Origin of the sequence: Pelagibius marinus, from assembly GCF_014925385.1 — a bacterium.
Classification (GTDB): Bacteria; Pseudomonadota; Alphaproteobacteria; order Kiloniellales; family Kiloniellaceae; genus Pelagibius; species Pelagibius marinus.
This window is the reverse complement of the sequence record NZ_JACSDK010000003.1, coordinates 184221-201211: the sequence shown is the minus strand read 5'-3', so window position 1 is coordinate 201211 and position 16991 is coordinate 184221. Positions and strand designations below refer to the sequence as shown.

Here is a 16991-nt window from a genome sequence, read left to right as displayed (position 1 = left end):
GCTCTGGCGCGCCGGTCAACTGGCTTTCACTTCGCGCCAGAAAACCTCTAGGCAGTGCCGCTTGATATCGACGAAGCGACTGTCCGTGGTCACCTGGGTCGTCCGGGGCCACGGCAGGCCAACGTCGACGATCTCCGCGACCCGGGTCGGCCGCCGTGTCAGCAGCAAGACCTTGTCCGCCAGCTGCACGGCTTCCTCCAAGTCGTGCGAGACCAGCAGGGTGGTGGTCCCGGTCTTGAGGTAGATCTTCTGGATCTGCTCGCGCATGAAGAGCGTCATCTCGTAGTCGAGCGCAGAAAACGGTTCGTCCAGGAACAGCACTTCCGGCTCGGTCACCAGGGCGCGCAGGATAGAGACGGTCTGCTGCTGCCCGCCGGACAGGGTGTAAGGATAGGCGTTGAGGTCGATCTTGATCTCGAAATCGGCAAGCAGCTGCTCCACACGCTCCTCGCGCGTCCGGCGCGGCAACCCCATAACTTTCAGCGGGTAGTGGATGTTGTCGATGGCCCGCAGCCAGGGGAACAGCGCCTCGCGGTAGTTCTGGAATACGTAGGAGATCTTCGTCTCCTTGATGGTTTGACCATCGTAGAGCACCTCGCCTGCGTCCATCGGCATGAGGCCGGAGATCATGTTGATCAGGGTACTCTTGCCGCAGCCGTTGGGGCCGAAGATGGAGATCAGTTCTTCTTGCGGCAGCTCGATGTCGAAGTTGTCGTAGATGACGGTGTCACCGAATGACTTCTTCAATCCCTGGATGGAGATCATGCGCTGGCGGGCGGACGTCTTGGGCATGGGCGGTTCCGTCTCCCGGCGCTCGGGGTGGGGGAGATCCTCCCCCACCCTCGCGATGCCATCAGCGGAGACCCGGGCAACGCTGCTTGTCATGGATCTTCAGCTCCTGCCCGTTCAACTTGCGAGGTCGGCGAGCTTCAGCATCTTCTCCCGTACGTCCATCGGCTCCTTCAGCACGCCCTCCTTAACGAAGACGTCGACGAAGGCCTGGTAGGAGTTGAGATCGGTCTCGTTGAGATCGTGGAACGGCCGCAGGTAAGGCTTGGCCAGCAGGTCGAGCTGCGATTCCTGGATGGCCGTGTACTTGGGAATGATCACCTTGTACTTGTCGAAGTCGGCCATCACCAAGTCGGTCGCCTCGTCGATCACCTCGACCACCTTGCGGGCGACGTCGGGGCGTTCCTGCATGAACTTCGTGGTCAGGACCGCCGCGCCCGAATAAAAGGGGTCGGCGATCACTGAGGCCACGGGGTTGGTCATCGCCCGTTTGGCCTTGCCGGAGGCCGCGGCGATGGAGCCGACGGGCTCCAGTGAAAGGGTGGCGTCGACGCTACCGCCGGCCACCGCAGGGACCTGCATGGCGACCGCAAGGTCGGTCAGGGTCACGTCCTTGTCGGGGTCGAGTCCGGCGGCGCGCACCATGTGACGCGAGATCGTGCGCCACTGAATGCCCGGTACGTGGCCCAGCGTCTTGCCCTTCAGGTCGGCGAAGCTCTTGATGTCACTGTCCGGATGGACGATGAGGCCGTCGTTGATCAGGTCGACCTGGATGCCGCCGCCCTGCAGGCCGAACACCTTAAAGGTTCCCGGGAACTTGGATTCCGCGATCATCGCGATGCCCGCCGCGGCGCCCGGAGGGCCGAAGTCGGCGCGCCCCGCGACCAGGGCATCGATGATGTGGTTCGGCGACTGCATCTTGTTCGAATCGATCTCGATGCAGTTTTTCTCGAAGAGCCCTTCCTCAAGGGCCACGTAGTAGGCCGTGGTCTGCATGATCGGCAGCCATGCGGCCACGACCTTTTCCATCTTATCGCAGGCTGCCTGGGCGCCGCCGGCCGACAGCAAGGCCGCCGCCAGGGTGGTGGAGAAGACGATCTTTTTCATGTTGAAGCCTCCAGTTCTTGGTCGGTTTGTCTGTTGCTGCCGGTTGGGCCCACGCCTAGCGTCCTGACCAGTGGACGATCGTCTTCTCGACGATGAGCAGACCGAGATTGAGGCCGTAGCCCATCGCACCGGCGGCGAGGATCGACCCATACATATCCGTCAGCTGGTAGGAAATCTGGGCGTCTATGATCCGGTGCCCCATGCCGTCGACGGCGCCGATGAACATCTCGGCGACGATGATGACGACCAGGGCAATGGAAACGGCCGTCCGCAGACCGACAAAGGTCTGCGGCAAGGTCTCGAAGAAAATGACGTCCTTGAAGATGCGCAGGCTCGACGCCCCCATGGAGCGCGCGGCCAGGATGCGGGTCTGGCGGGCGTTCATCACACCGTAGGCGACGTTGAAGACGATCACCAACCAGGCGGCAAAGGCGGCGACCGCGATCTTGGCGATGTCGCCCAGGCCGAAGAGCAGCAGGAACAGCGGAAACATGGCTGTCGCCGGCGTCGAGCGGAAGAAGTCGATGACGAACTCCAGGGAGCGGTAAACGCTGTCCTTGGCGCCCAGGGCGATGCCGATGGGCACGCCCAGGACCGTCGCGATGGCGATGGAATATGCAACCCGGATCAGGGTTTGCAGGAAGTCGTGAATCATGTCCCCAGCGGCGATGGCGACCGCGGTATCGGCGATGGTCGCAAAGGGCGAGGGCAGCAGGTCCTTGTTCACCAGTTCCCCGGCAAAGGCGATCCACCACACCGCCACCAGGAAGACCGGGCCCAGGGTCAGTTCCGCACAGCGTCGCGCCTTGGGTTTCTTTAGGGCTTTGAGTATCCGTGCAGACATGGAGCTTCCCTGGTTCTTGCGCCCCGGCCCGGCGTCCACCGTCCCGGCGTGCATCCTTTGCGTCTGCTAAGTCTCGAAATCGGCCCTATCAGGCCGTTTTCGGGATCGCATGCTGCAATGCACAGGCACCATGATCGGAAGATCGCTGCAGATAGGAAGACCCAGTTTTGCAAGGCTATGTGCAAATTTGCAGAATATTCTGCCAATTCGTTAGCCTACTTGACATTTTTGCATGCTCAAAGATTCGGCACATCTTGAAAGTGCCTAATCTTTCAGCGGCTTCGCAGGGCGCCAGAGCGCAAAAAAATGCGTCACTCTCCGGTCTGGGCGAGTTGCGGCATGAGGAAGTCGCGGTCTTTGGCGATCTGTTTTTCCAGGAAAGAGAGGATCGCCTTGATGCGGGTGATGTGCAGCAGGTCCTCGTGGACGGAAAGCCAAATGTCGCGCACGGTGAAGAGGTCGGGCATCACAGGAATCAGGTCCCGGTTATTCGCCGCGACGAAGGATGGCAGCATGGCGATCGCCTGGTCGTTCGAAGCATAGAGGTACTGCGCCACCAGGCTGGTACTGCGAAAGACGATCTGGGGCGGCCTCAGGATATCCGACAGCCAACGGTTCTCGCGGACATGCACGAGCTCGTCGATGAAATCGACGAAGGTATGGTTGTCGAGTTCCTCGATGGTCGAAGGGTGGCCGTGCGACGCCAGATAGCGCCGCGAGGCGAAGAGAGAGACCTTGAACTCTCCAAGCTTCTTGATAGACAGGCGTTTGCCCACCGGCTTGAAGAAACTGATGAAGACGTCCGCTTCGCGGCGGCTCAGATCGAGCATGCGATAGTCAGTGATCAGTTCAATCTGGACGGCCGGATAACGCTTATTGAAATCGCCGAACAACCGCGTGAGATAAAGGCTGCCGATCCCCTCCATACTGGCGAGCCGTACGGCGCCGCCGGCCTCCCCGCCATCGACGCCGGCGATGACCTCGGCGATGGAGTTCGCATGCCCTTCCATTCCCTCGGCGAACTCCAGCAGGCGCAGACCGGTCTCGGTGAGGTTGAAGCCGGACTTGCCCCGAGAGAACAGCGAGGTGTTGAGGCTGCGCTCCAACTCCCGCACACGTCGGCTGACCGTGGTGTGGTCGACACGCAGTTTCTCGGCCGCCCTGACGAGGCTCTTCTGCCGCGCCACTTCCAGGAAATAGACGATATCGTTCCAGTTGTATCTTGGTCGTTGATTGGACAAGAGAAAGCGGGCCCTCACGATGGAGACAACGGACGGGAGTATGATCGATTGCGCCGATCGATAACACCTATCGCCATATGATCGTGTCCGCCAGGACCTGGCATTGGTGCGGAGCGGCCTCTCCCGAAATGCAGATGTCGTTCCGAATTCGCCCGGACATCCAAAAGGTGCTTGGCGGAATGCAGCCCCGATACCAAACCAGATAACTTCCCTCAAATGACCGCATCGGATCAAAAGCGGCGGTTCACTGCAACAGCAGTCATAGTCCGCTCTAGTAGGCTTACCGGACTAAGCTCGGGCAGTTGCCACGCCTAAAGCCGGTAGCTCGAATCGTCTTGCAACACCTGCCGAGGGGGCAGCTCGGTGCTCCTAGGGTCGTCATCAGGGAAACATCCAACGGCCTCGTGCAGAGCTGGAATACGGTCAACTTCCCAGCCGCACTCCAGGAGATTTTTGGACCGAAAGGCCGCTCTCAGTCAGCTATTGAGGAGCGCTATTCCAAACGCGCTGAAAGCGGAATTCCAAATGCGAGCGCTTCTCACATTTGTCCGTCTCTATCTATTTGAAATATCTGGGGAAAATGGTGGGCGTACAAGGACTCGAACCTTGGACCCGCTGATTAAGAGTCAGCTGCTCTACCAACTGAGCTATACGCCCCCATGAAGGGTTCCCGGGAAGCCGCTCTGCCTGGCCCCTTTGCCCGCCAAAATCCGCGAAAAACCTTGGATTTTCCCCGAAAACGAGGTCGACAGGGCCGGGCCGGAAAACGGCAAGACCGCCGGGATGCGGGGTGATAGCAAGTCCGGCGGGCTTTGTCGAGCCCTCCGGGAGCAATGAGGCGCGAAAAATGCTGAAATACGGGCCCTTGGCCCCGGGCGAGCAGTTGGGGGGCCGGGCGCTGGCGGGCCCTAGACCTCGGCCGTGCCGCGGCGCGAGATGCGGATGTCCCGGTGGATGTAGCAGGACATGATCAGGCCCATGGCGATCATCACCGTCAGCAGCACGGTGCCGCCGTAGGAAACCAGGGGCAGCGGCACGCCGACCACCGGGAACATGCCCATCACCATGGCCATGTTGATGAAGACGTAGAGGAAGAGGTTGGTGGTGAGGCCGAGGGCCAGGACGCGGGCGAACTGGTTGCGCGCCCGCAGGGAGATGGCGAGGCCGTAGGCCAGCACCAGGAAGTAGAGCCCCAGGAGGCCCAGGCTGCCGACCAGGCCGAATTCCTCGGCCAGCATGGTGAAGATGAAGTCGGTCTGCTTTTCCGGCAGGAAGTTCAGGTGGCTCTGGGTGCCCTGCATGAAGCCCTTGCCGGTGACCGCGCCGGAGCCGAAGGCGATCATCGCCTGCAGGCTGTGGTAGCCGGCGCCCAGAGGGTCGTTCTCCGGGTTCAGGAAGGTCATCACCCGGGCCTTCTGGTAGTCGTGCAGGAACTGCCAGCCGATGGGAATGGCGCCCAGGCCGGCGACGATCACCAGGGCGAACTTCCACCAGCGCACCCCGGCGGCAAAGAAGACCGCGCCGGCGGCCAGCAGCAGCATGCCCGCGGTGCCCAGATCGGGCTGCTTCAACACCAGGCCCGCCGGGGCCACGGCCAGCATGATCGGCAGGATCAGGTAGGTCGGCCGCCCGATGTCCTCGCTGGCGACGCCGTGGAAATAGCGGGCCAGCGCCAGCACCAGGGCGACCTTCATCATCTCCGAGGGCTGCAGGCGGATGAAGCCCAGGTCGATCCAGCGCTGCGCGCCCATGCCGATGGTGCCCATCACCTCCACCGCCACCAGCAGGGCGAAGGCGGCGAAGTAGATCAGGTAGGCGTAGCGGAACCAGAACCGGATATCTATCAGCGCCACGGTGAACATCAGCACCAGGCCGAGGCCGAAGCGGATCATCTGGCGTGAGGCCCAGGGCGTCATGGAGCCGTTGGCCGCCGAGTACAGCATGGCGAAGCCGACGCCGGCGATGAGGCATAGCAGCAGCACCATGCCCCAGTTCAGCTGCCAGAACTTCTGCCGCAGGGTCAGCTCCGGATTGCGCCGGGAAAGGAAGATATCGATCGCCATCAGCCGCGCTCAACGATCTGCGTGGCCGCCACGATGGGCAGGGAACGGCGCCCGGCCGGGTCACGCTGCTGGGTCTCCAGCAGGATGTCGCGGGCGATCGGCGCCGCCACCGCGGAACCGCCGCCGCCGTGCTCGACCACCACCGCGCAGCAGTAGCGCGGCTTGTGCACGGGCGCGAAGGAGACGAAAAGCGCGTGGTCGCGCCGCCGCCAGGGCAGCTGCTCGTTCTTGGTCACGCCGGCGGCGCGCTCGGCCAAGGTGATGCGGCGCACCTGGGAGGTGCCGGTCTTGCCGGCCAGCTCCATGCCCTCTTCCTGGATGCGCGCCCGATAGGCGGTGCCGCGCGGGTGATTGCTGACCGCGTCCATGGCCTCGCGGATGACCTTCAGGTGGGCGGGCGGCACCTCCAGCGGCGCGAAGTCCGGCACCGCGGCCTCGGCCGCCTCGCCCTCCGGCGGTTCGGCGTCAGCGCGCACGCCGCGCGTCAGGCGCGGCGTCACCTGCTTGCCGCTGGCGATGCGGGCCGCCATGGTGGCCAACTGCAGCGGCGTGGCCAGCACGAAGCCCTGGCCGATGGAAGCCACCAGGGTCTCGCCGCCCTGCCAGGTCTCGCCGATATTGGCCAGCTTCCAGTCCCGGGTCGGGATCACCCCACCCTTCTCGCCGTTCAGGTCGATGCCGACTTTCTCGCCCAGGCCGAAACGGTTGGCCATGGCGGCGATGTTGTCGATGCCGACCTTGCGCGAGGTGTCGTAAAAATAGACGTCGCAGGAATGCTGGATGCCCTCGTGCATGTCGACCCAGCCGTGGCCGCCACGCTTCCAGCAGTGGAAGCGCGAGCGTCCCAGGGTCATGTAGCCCGGGCAGAAGACCTTTTGATTGGGGTTGATACCGGCCTTCAGCGCCGCCAGGGCGACCATCATCTTGAAGGTCGAGCCCGGCGCGTACATGCCGGCGATGGCCTTGTTGGTCAGGGGGTGCAGCGGATCGTTGATGAGGTCGTTCCACTGCTTGTAGGTCAGGCCGATGTTGAAGGCGTTGGGGTCGAAGCTGGGCACCGAGGCCAGAGCCAGGACGTCGCCGTTCTCGATGTCCATGACCACGGCCGAGGCGCTCTTTTCGCCCTGCAGGCGCTGATGGACGAAGGTCTGCAGGCCGCCGTCGACGGTCAGCACCAGCTCGTCGCCGGGCTTGCCTTCCTCGCGGTTCAGCTCGCGGATCACGCGGCCGTAGGCGTTGACCTCGATCTGGCTGGTCCCGGCATTGCCGCGCAGGGCCAGGTCGTACTTCTGCTCGATGCCGTTCTTGCCGATGCGGAAGCCCGGCAGCTCCAGCAGCGGGTCGCCGGTCAGGTCGCGCTCGGCCACAGCGGCGACGTAGCCCAGCACGTGGGCCATGGAATCGGCGTAGGGATAGTCGCGGATCTGGCCCATCTCGATGGTGACGCCCGGCAGCTCCGGCCCGTTCACCTCGACGCGGCTGACCTCGTCCCAGGTCAGGTTCTCGCGCACCGTCACCGGCACGAAGCCGCGCTTGCGCGACACTTCGCGCAGCACCCGCTTGGTGTCATGCTCGTTCAGCTCGATCAGCCGCGACAGCGCCATCAGCACCTTTTCGACATCGCCGGCGTGCTCGCGCACCAGGACGACGCGGAAGTTCTGCCGGTTGGTGGCCAGCGGCAGGCCGAAGCGGTCGAGGATGCGCCCGCGCGGCGGCGGCAGCAGGCGCAGGTTGATGCGGTTGTCCTCGGCCAGGGTCTTGTAGCGGTCGGACTCGATCACCTGCAGGTAGTACATGCGCCCGGCCAGCCCGGCCAGCAGCAGGGTCTGGGCGCCGCCCAGCAACAGCCCGCGGCGCGTGAAGGCCCTTTGGCGTTCGTTGTCTTCGTTCTTCTGCAGCATGGCCGGCCCCTGTCCCCCTAGCGCTGGAACAGCCGCTGGCCGCGCAGGAAGGCCCAGGCCAGGCAGGGGTAGAAGGCGAGGGTCACCAGGTACTGGAAGAACACGGGACCCGGGTCCAGAAGCGTCATCATGGCGATGCTCGTCAAGAGCCAGGTCACGGCCAGGGCCGCGGCTGCCACCAGCATGAAGGCGAACCAGATGACGGCGAAGGAGGCCGCCAGGAAGAAGCGGTGCTGCCACACCACCAGGGCGTGGGCCACCAGCAGGCCGATGATGCCGGGGCCGATGACGCCGCCGGTCAGCACGTCCTGCACCAGGCCGATCAGGAAGACCGCCCAGATGGGCATGAGATCGGGACGGTGCACCGACCAGAAGAACACGCCGATCAGCGCCAGCGCGGGCACGATGGGCGACAGGTCGGCGATGTGCAGGGGCAGAAGGGCGAAGAGGACCAGCAGCAGCGTCACGAAGAAGGGCGAGATGCTGCGGGCCACGACATCAAGGCGGTGCCAGACCCCCTCTTCCTGTCTCACTGCGCGTTCCCGGCTGCCGCCGCCGCGCGGGCCGCTCCCACCTGTGCCTCGAAGTCCAGGATGCCGGTCATCTCATAGTCGACGATGCGCAGGACTTCCATGTGCGCCCAGTCGACGAAAGGCTTCACCCGGATGCCCTTCTCGCCGACCCCGGCGACCACGCCGATGGGCAGGCCCGGCGGAAAGACGCCGCCGTGGCCGGAGGTGGTCACCCGGTCGCCGACCTGAACCTTGGCGGTGGGGCCGAGGTAGAGCAGTTCCGGGGCGTTGGTGTTGTCGCCGGCCAGCACGCCGCGGTCGCGGGCGTCACCCACCACCACCGGCACCCGGCTGTTGATGTCGGTCAGCAGCAGCACCCGGGCCGAACGCTTGCCGACCTCGGCGATGCGGCCGGCCAGGCCGTCGGCGGTAATGGCCGCCTGGCCCTTCTCCACGCCGTTGCGCTCGCCGGCGTTGATCAGCACGGTGCGCACGAAGGCGCCGCCGGGGTCGCCCACGACGCGGGCGGTGACGTAGGACATGGCCGGGTCGGGCACCATGCGGTTCAGCGAACGCAGGGCCGCGTTCTCCGCCTCCAGGCGGCGGGCCACCGCCTGCCACTCCAGCAGGCGGGTGTTCTGTTCCTTGAGGGCCAGGTTCTCGCTGCGCAGGTTCGCCAGGGCCTCGGCCTGGTCGATGACGCCGCTGAAGGTCTCGACCGGCTGCGAGACGGCGTCGAGGATCGGGGTCACCATATCGGTGACCGCCGTGCGGGTTTCCTCGACGATGAAGCTGTTGGTGCGCCCGATGAGCATGAGGCCGAAGGCGGCCCCCACCAGGAGCAGAAGCGCGAAGCGGCTCGCCCAAGCTTTCAGGGGCGATGCAACGCGGATTTCTGAGCCGGTCGGTTTGTTCACAGGACCTCCTGTCGCTGCAGCCCCCCAACCAGGCCATCAAGCGACCGATTCGGGCTAAGTTACCGAACCATCACACCAAATACAAATGAAGAAAGCATTGATCCCTAATAGACCCTTAATGTCGGGGCCTCAATACATGGAGATCAGCACGTTCTTCAGGACCTTCATTTCCTCCAGGCAACGGCCGGTGCCGAGCGCCACACAAGAAAGCGGGTCGTCGGCAATGGAGACCGGCAGGCCGGTGGAAGCCCGAAGCACGTAGTCCATGTTGCCGAGCAGGGCACCGCCGCCGGTGAGCACGATGCCCTTGTCGACGATGTCGGCGGCCAGTTCCGGCGCGGTGTGCTCGAGGGCGACCTTCACCGCCTCGACGATGGCGCCGACCGGCTCGGCCAGGGATTCGGAGATCTGCCGCTCGGAGATGATCAATTCCTTCGGCACGCCGTTCATCAGGTCGCGGCCCTTGATCTCCATGGTGCCGCCCTCGCCGTCTTCCGGCGGGCAGGCGGAGCCGATTTCCTTCTTGATGCGCTCGGCGGAGCCTTCGCCGACCAGCAGGTTATGATTGCGGCGGATATAGGCGATGATCGCCTCGTCCAGCTTGTCGCCGCCGACACGTACGGAGCGCGAGTACACGATGCCGCCCAGCGAAAGTACGGCCACCTCGGTGGTGCCGCCGCCGATGTCGACGACCATGGAGCCGGTCGGTTCGGTCACCGGCAGGCCGGCGCCGATGGCCGCGGCCATGGGCTCCTCGATCAGGAAAACCCGGCGCGCGCCGGCGCTTTCCGCTGATTCCTGGATGGCGCGGCGCTCAACGGCGGTGGAGCCGGAGGGCACGCAGACGATGACCTGCGGACTGGCGAAGGAGCGGCGATTGTGCACCTTGCGGATGAAGTGCTTGATCATCTCCTCCGCGACCTCGAAGTCGGCGATGACGCCGTCGCGCAGCGGGCGGATGGCCTGGATGTTCCCCGGCGTACGTCCGAGCATCATCTTGGCCTCGTCACCGACGGCCAGGACCTGCTTCTTGCCTTTCACTTCGGCGATCGCGACCACCGAGGGCTCATTGAGGACGATACCGCGGCCCTTCACGTAAACCAGGGTGTTCGCGGTGCCGAGGTCGATCGCCATATCGGCGGAGAGCATGCCGAGCAAACCAGAAAACATGGATCCAATCGCCTTTTCTTCAATCCGTACACATGCCGCGCTACCCGCGGCGGTTCAAACCAGAAGCCCGGATCAGGCCGACATCACCTGGGGTGCCGTCTTTTCCCGCTTCACCAGCAACTTGTTCAGCGCGTTGATGTAGGCCCGCGCCGAGGCCACCAGGGTATCATGATCCGCGCCCTGGCCGTTTACCGTTTTACCATTCTCTTCCAAACGGACCGTTACTTCCGCCTGCGCGTCGGTACCTTCGGTCACCGCGTGGACCTGGTAGAGCTGCAGGCTGGCCTCGTGAGGGAATAGCTGCGAAATCGCCGCGAAGGTGGCATCGACCGGGCCGTTGCCCTCGGCCTTGGCCGCCTTGGCCTCGCCGTCGATCTCCATCTCCAGCTCGGCCGTCTGCGGGCCCTTGGAGCCGCAGACCACCTGCAGCGAGACGAAGCGCAGCCGGTCGTTGTGGCGCAGCACGGCGTCGTCGACCAGGGCCATGATGTCCTCGTCGTAGACATCCTTCTTGGCGTCGGCCAAGTCCTTGAAGCGGACGAAGGCGTCCTGAATCTCGTTCTCGTTGAGGGTGAAGCCCAGCTCTTCCAGCTTGGACTTGAAGGCGTGGCGCCCGGAATGCTTGCCCATGACCAGGGTCGAACGGCTGAGGCCGACCGATTCCGGCGTCATGATCTCGTAGGTCTCGGCATTCTTCAGCATGCCGTCCTGGTGGATGCCGGATTCATGGGCGAAGGCGTTGGCCCCGACGATGGCCTTGTTGGGCTGCACCGAAAAGCCGGTGATGGCCGAGACCAGGCGCGAGGCCTTGGTGATCATCTCGGTCTTCACGCCCGTGGTGTAGGGCATGGTGTCGTGGCGGGTGCGCAGCGCCATGACGACCTCTTCCATGGCCGCGTTGCCGGCGCGCTCGCCGATGCCGTTGATGGTGCACTCCACCTGGCGGGCGCCGGCCTGCACGGCGGCCAGGGAGTTGGCGACGCCCAGGCCCAGGTCGTTGTGGCAGTGCACGGAGATCACCGCCTTGTCGATGTTCGGCACCCGGTTCTTCAGCATGGAGATCAGGGCGTGGAACTCTTCGGGGATGGTGTAGCCCACGGTGTCGGGGATGTTGATGGTCCCGGCGCCGGCCTTGATGGCCGATTCCACGCAGCGGCAGAGGAAATCGTGCTCGGTGCGGGTGCCGTCCTCGGGCGACCACTCCACGTCGTCGCAAAGGTTGCGGGCATGGCCGACGCTGTCGACCACCGCCTGGTGCACGTCCTCCGGCTCCATCTGCAGCTTGAACTTCATGTGCAGCGGGCTGGTGGAGATGAAGGTGTGGATGCGCGGGGCGGCGGCGCCCTTCAGGGCCTCGGCGGCGCGGTCGATGTCGCGCTGGGTGGCGCGGGCCAGGCCCGCCACGCGGGCCGCCTTCACCGCGGCGGCCACCGCCTGCACGGCCTCGAAATCGCCCTTGGAGGCGATGGGGAAGCCGGCCTCGATGACGTCGACGCCCATTTCCTCCAGGACGTGGGCGACCTGCAGCTTTTCCTCGAGGTTCATGGAGCAGCCCGGCGACTGCTCGCCGTCGCGCAGGGTGGTGTCGAAGATAATGACGCGCTCTCCCGCGGCTTTACCGCCGGTCGCCTCCTTCTTCGCGCTCGCCTGCTTGCTCGCCACTGCCTGTTACACCCTCGTCTCGGGCCGTGGGCCTGCCCGGCCGCCACGTCCCGTGAAAATCCCGTTCCCCAAAGCGCCGGCCCGGGCAACCGGGGCGGCGAAGAGCGGCGGAAGAAAAGCTGGGCGCAAGGCCGATCCTAAGGCCACGGGAAGGGTCACTGCTTCTGCCGGTCCCCCCTCCGGAGGCCCCCCTACTGGAGGGGTCGAGATCCTCGACCTGTCGCGCCGTCTCCCGTTTTCAGCGCAACGGTCCCGTCACGGGACCACCATTCGGTTCAGAAGCGTGGTTAACGCCTACTTTTCTAAACCCCACTCTTGAGGTTAACAATATCTAATTTGGAAGCGTTAAGAATTGCTGAAGTCCAGGCGCTTCCTACGTTTTTTCCACGCAGGAAGGTTTTCCGCAGGTTGCGGAAAAGGGCCCGACTCGCCCCCTTTCCGGGTCCCGATTCAGCACAGAGCGATGGGCCTTCAGCCGGCAAATCGCCGCCAGACCGCTTCGAACTCCTCGCGCGTGATCTCCCGGGGCTCAAATCCCGCCTGCGCTGCGATCTCGGCCAGCGGCGGACAGGGTTCTGGGCTAAGCCACGTGCTGCCCATCTCAATGCCGGGACCGGCGACCTCTCCATGCCCGTCCTTGAAGATGTACACCTTCCGTAGCTCGTAGCGGTCGCCATCCAACTCGCTGTAGAGGTCGACGGGCTCGTCCGGATGGTCATGATTCCAGCGGCACACGAAATAGCTTTTGGTCACTGCCCTTTCCTCCATTTCGCACTTTTCAGCCGATAGAGCACATGGCGGCGCAGCGGGTGGCCCTCCGGCACCTTCGGATGGTCGAAGTCGTCGGCAGGGTCGCGGGTCATGCCCAGGCGGCCCATGACCGCCTGGGAGCGGGCGTTGGTCGTGGTGGTCAAGGAGACGACCTCGCCCAGCCCAAGCTCCTCGAAGCCGAAGCGCAGGGCCTCGCGGGCGCCTTCGGTGGCATAGCCGCGCCCCCAGAATTCCTTCGCCAGGCGCCAGCCGACCTCCACGCAGGGGGTGAAGTGGGCCTCGAAGTTGGGCACGGCCAGGGCGATCACCCCGATGAAGGGCGCCACCCCCGGCGCCTCGGCCGCCCACCAGCCGTGGCCCTGGGCCGCCAGGGCCGCGCGCATGCGCCCCACCGCGGCGTCGCTCTCCGCCCGGCTGAGGGGCGCCGGAAAGTGCTCCATCACCTCGGGATCGGCGTTCAAGGCCGCGAAGGGCGCCAGGTCGCCGTCGCGCCAGGGCCGCAGGATGAGGCGCTCGGTGGTGAGGATCGGGATGGTCGCGGTCATGGCGGTGTGGAGAGTAGCGGAAAGCCCTCCCCAGGCTCCACTGTCATGCTCGGGCTTGACCCGAGGGTCCATTTCTCCGTGGCACGGTCCTGACCAAGGTCTTCCATGGATGCTCGGGTCAAGCCCGAGGGTGACGACAAGAGAAAGCGGCGACCACAAGCGCCCTCCGCCTGACGGCTCAGCGCGGCAAAGGGGTCACCCCCCTCCTAACCTCCCCCCATCAAGGGGGGAGGGAAAGCATCTGCGCTTCAACAGCAATCCCCTCCCCCTTGATGGGGGAGGGCTAGGGTGGGGGTGGGGCCGCAGATCAGATTTCTCCCCCCGAGAACACTTCGGGCCCCGCACCTTTGACAGCGCGAGGCCCGAAGCCGAGCTCAGAAAGCCCGAAGGAAGAGCTTTAGTTCTTTTCCCCTAGTTCTTTTCCTTATCGACCAGCTGGTTGGCCGCGATCCAGGGCATCATGGCGCGCAGCTTGGCGCCGACTTCCTCGATGTTGTGCTCGGCGTGGCGGCGGCGCAGGGCCTTGAAGGAAGGCTGGCCGGCCTTGCACTCGGTGACCCAGTCGCGCGCGAAGCGGCCGGACTGGATGTCGTCCAGCACGCGCTTCATCTCGGCCTTGGTCTCGTCGGTGACGATGCGCGGCCCGGTCATGTAGTCGCCGAACTCGGCGGTGTTGGAGATCGAGTAGCGCATGTTGGCCATGCCGCCCTCGTACATCAGGTCGACGATCAGCTTCACCTCGTGCAGGCACTCGAAGTAGGCCATCTCCGGGGCGTAGCCGGCCTCGCAGAGGGTCTCGTAGCCGGCCTGGATGAGCGCCGTCAGGCCGCCGCAGAGCACCACCTGCTCACCGAAGAGGTCGGTTTCGCACTCTTCCTTGAAGGTGGTCTCGATGACGCCGGAACGGCCGCCGCCGATGGCCGAGGCGTAGCTGAGCGCGATCTCCTGGGCGTTGCCCGAGGCGTTCTGCGCCACCGCGATGAGGCAGGGCACGCCGCCGCCGCGCACATACTCGGACCGCACAGTGTGGCCCGGGCCCTTGGGCGCGATCATGAAGACGTCGAGGTCCTTGCGCGGCTCGATGAGGTTGAAGTGGACGTTGAGCCCGTGGGCGAAGGCCAGGGCCGCGCCCTCCTTCATGTTGCCCTCAAGGCTGTCACGGTAGATGTCGGCCTGCAGCTCGTCCGGGGTCAGCATCATGACCACGTCGGCCCACTTGGCGGCCTCCTCCGGGGTCATGACCTGCAGGCCGGCGTTCTCGGCCTTCTTGGCCGTGGCCGACCCGGCGCGCAGCGCGACACGGACCTCGGATACACCGCTGTCCTTCAGGTTATTGGCGTGGGCGTGGCCCTGGCTGCCGTAGCCGACGATGGCAACTTTCTTGCCCTTGATCAGATTGACGTCGGCGTCCCGATCGTAATAGACGCGCATTGCGGCCGTCTCCCTATGTACTTTTGTTGTCCGAAAAGGCTCGCCGGGGTTCTAAAGCGCCGAAAGCCAAAGCGCAACGGGATTCCCGGCATGGCCCCCTGCGCCCTCTGCATAGCCGGAAAGTCCCGGAATTTCGCGCTTTATCGGAGCCCGCTCGGCGGCCGGCGAGCAGTATCCCGGACCTTCGATATCCACCACGGTGCCCGGCGGTACCCAGCCCCGGCAAAATGCGTGCTTGACACTTATATCCATTTCACTTATATCTATAATGCATATTATGATGAACCGCCAGAACGAGCCGAAAATGTCAGAGCTGGACCGCTACCCGAAACCCGCCGTCACTGTGGACCTGGTCCTCATGTCCGTCCAGGACGCCCGCCTGACGGTGCTGCTGCAGAGGCGCGCCACCGAGCCCTTCGCGGGCCGCTGGGCGCTGCCGGGCGGCTTTGTGCGGGTCGAGGAGAGCCTCGACGCCGCCGCCGAGCGGGTGCTCGCGGAAAAGGCCCGTATGCAGGGCGCCTGGATCGAACAGCTCTACAGCTTCGGGGCGCCCCATCGCGATCCGCGCGACCGCGTCATTACCGTCGCCTACTTCGCCTTGCTGCCGCGGGCGCGCTTCGAGGCGGCGCTGACCGACGCCGGCGACCTCACCCTGGCGACGCTAGAGGTATCGTGGGAAGGCGAGACCGGCGGACCGGTTGCCGCCCTGGGGCCCGACGGCGCCGCCCTGCCGCTGGCTTTCGACCACGGCGACATCCTGTCGCTGGCCGTCAAGCGTTTGCGCGGCAAGCTGGACTACACCGAGATCGGCTTCGCGCTGCTGCCAGACAGGTTCACCCTGCGCGAACTGCAGGACGTCCATGAGGCGATCCTGGGGCGCCCCCTCAACAAACCCGCATTCCGCCGCCGCATGCTCGAACGCGGCTGGCTGGAGTCCACCGGAGAACGCGAGACCGGCACCGGTTTTCGCCCGGCGGAACTCTATCGTCTGAAACCCAGGAAGGGATAAGGAAAGGACGGTGTATCATGGCTACCATCCGACACTACGGCCCCGTGGCCTTGCTGCGCAGTGAAGCCAGCAACCACGTCATCCGCTACCGCAACGGACGCAAGGTCGCCTCCGGCCGCGGGCTCGTCTTCTGGTTCCTGCCGGAGCGGGCCTCCATCGCGGAGATCCCGACGGACGACCGGGAAACCACGCTCTTCGTCAAGGGCCGCAGCCAGGACTTCCAGGACATCGCCGTCCAGGGAACCGTCATGTGGCACATCAGCGATCCCGAACGCCTGGCCGAGCGTGTCGACTTCACCATCGAGCTGGAGAACGGCCGTTACCAGGATGTGCCCGTCGAGAAGATCGAAATTCGCCTGGCCGGCCTGGCCGAACAGGCGGCCCTGCAGTACCTGGCGGAAGCGCCGGTGCACGATCTGCTCGACGCTGGGGTCGCGCCGTTGCAGGCGCGTGTCGAGGAAGCGCTGATCGGCGCCCCTGCCCTCACCGACATCGGCATCGAGGTGGTCGCAGCGCGGCTCGGCAAGCTGGCGCCGTCCAAGGAGCTGGAACGCGCCTTGCAGACGCCGACCTTCGAGGCGTTGCAGCAGAAGGCCGACGAGGCGGTCTTCGAGCGGCGGGCGCTCGCCGTCGACAAGGAACGGGCCATCGCCGAGAACGAACTGGCGAACCGCACCGAACTGGCACGGCGCGAGAAGCAGTTGATCTCCGAAGAGTCGACCAATGCCCGGGATCGCGCCAAGGCGAAGGCGGAGGCAGGCCAGATCGCGGCGGACGCCGAGGCGGCACGCATCCGCACCGTCGAGGGCGCCAAGGCGGCGACCGAACGCGAACGCATCGCCATCTACAGCGGCCTGCCCGCCCAGGTGCTGCTGGGCCTCGCCGCGCGCGACTTCGCCGGCAAAATGAAGGCCATCGAGCACCTGAACGTGACGCCGGACCTGCTGGCGACCGCGCTCGGTGCCTTCAGGTCGGCCTCCGCGCCCGCCGTTACGTTCGGCGCGAAGGCCGAGTGATCCCGGTATGAAG

At 65.1% G+C, this 16991-nt stretch carries 14 protein-coding genes, 1 tRNA gene and 1 pseudogene; 2 read left to right on the top strand and 14 right to left on the bottom strand.

What is annotated here, in order from left to right; translation table 11 throughout:
- Positions 1-15: 15 nt before the first annotated feature.
- The 14 genes and pseudogenes from H7X47_RS06215 to ilvC form a co-directional block, all read right to left on the bottom strand.
- Positions 16-792: an ABC transporter ATP-binding protein gene (locus H7X47_RS06215; RefSeq protein WP_193367779.1), complete on the bottom strand. Its 777-nt coding sequence runs from the start codon at positions 790-792 to the stop codon at positions 16-18.
- Positions 793-906: 114 nt separating this feature from the next.
- Entirely contained in the window at positions 907-1896 is a 990-nt protein-coding gene (locus tag H7X47_RS06210) for an ABC transporter substrate-binding protein (protein WP_193367778.1), read from the bottom strand.
- Between the two features lie 55 nt (positions 1897-1951).
- Complete coding sequence (locus H7X47_RS06205) at positions 1952-2740, bottom strand: ABC transporter permease (protein ID WP_193367777.1); 789 nt, start codon at positions 2738-2740, stop codon at positions 1952-1954.
- Between the two features lie 311 nt (positions 2741-3051).
- Positions 3052-3981 carry a LysR family transcriptional regulator gene (locus H7X47_RS06200; protein ID WP_193367776.1) on the bottom strand — a complete coding sequence of 310 codons (930 nt, stop codon included), beginning with the start codon at positions 3979-3981 and terminating at the stop codon, positions 3052-3054.
- 581 nt (positions 3982-4562) lie between these two features.
- Positions 4563-4638: transfer RNA gene (locus H7X47_RS06195), tRNA-Lys, on the bottom strand.
- 251 nt (positions 4639-4889) lie between these two features.
- Positions 4890-6044, bottom strand: coding sequence for a rod shape-determining protein RodA (gene rodA / locus H7X47_RS06190; protein ID WP_193367775.1), 1155 nt, complete (start codon positions 6042-6044; stop codon positions 4890-4892).
- The gene (gene mrdA / locus H7X47_RS06185) at positions 6044-7945 is read right to left on the bottom strand and encodes a penicillin-binding protein 2 (RefSeq protein ID WP_193367774.1); all 1902 of its coding nucleotides are present in this window, start codon (positions 7943-7945) and stop codon (positions 6044-6046) included. Before mrdA ends, rodA begins: the two co-directional genes overlap by 1 nt.
- Positions 7946-7962: 17 nt before the next feature.
- Positions 7963-8478 (bottom strand): rod shape-determining protein MreD, encoded by a 516-nt coding sequence (mreD, locus tag H7X47_RS06180; protein ID WP_193367773.1) that lies wholly within the window; start codon positions 8476-8478, stop codon positions 7963-7965.
- Entirely contained in the window at positions 8475-9374 is a 900-nt protein-coding gene (gene mreC, locus H7X47_RS06175; protein WP_193367772.1) for a rod shape-determining protein MreC, read from the bottom strand. The genes mreD and mreC overlap by 4 nt, the downstream gene beginning before the upstream one ends.
- Positions 9375-9503: 129 nt before the next feature.
- Positions 9504-10544, bottom strand: a complete 1041-nt coding sequence (locus H7X47_RS06170) for a rod shape-determining protein (RefSeq protein ID WP_167223262.1) — start codon at positions 10542-10544, stop codon at positions 9504-9506.
- A 72-nt stretch (positions 10545-10616) separates the two neighbouring features.
- Positions 10617-12206 (bottom strand): 2-isopropylmalate synthase, encoded by a 1590-nt coding sequence (locus H7X47_RS06165; RefSeq protein ID WP_193367771.1) that lies wholly within the window; start codon positions 12204-12206, stop codon positions 10617-10619.
- Between the two features lie 471 nt (positions 12207-12677).
- Positions 12678-12959: a DUF6881 domain-containing protein gene (locus H7X47_RS06160; protein WP_227010248.1), complete on the bottom strand. Its 282-nt coding sequence runs from the start codon at positions 12957-12959 to the stop codon at positions 12678-12680.
- Positions 12956-13522, bottom strand: a complete 567-nt coding sequence (locus tag H7X47_RS06155) for a GNAT family N-acetyltransferase (RefSeq protein WP_193367769.1) — start codon at positions 13520-13522, stop codon at positions 12956-12958. Before H7X47_RS06155 ends, H7X47_RS06160 begins: the two co-directional genes overlap by 4 nt.
- 411 nt (positions 13523-13933) lie before the next feature.
- A pseudogene (ilvC, locus tag H7X47_RS06150) lies at positions 13934-14959 on the bottom strand (ketol-acid reductoisomerase); the annotation flags it as partial.
- Positions 14960-15257: 298 nt separating this feature from the next.
- Between ilvC and H7X47_RS06145 the strand changes: the two are divergent.
- Entirely contained in the window at positions 15258-15962 is a 705-nt protein-coding gene (locus H7X47_RS06145) for an NUDIX hydrolase (RefSeq protein WP_227010247.1), read from the top strand.
- 17 nt (positions 15963-15979) lie between these two features.
- Complete coding sequence (locus H7X47_RS06140) at positions 15980-16978, top strand: SPFH domain-containing protein (RefSeq protein ID WP_193367766.1); 999 nt, start codon at positions 15980-15982, stop codon at positions 16976-16978.
- Positions 16979-16991 lie beyond the last annotated feature (13 nt).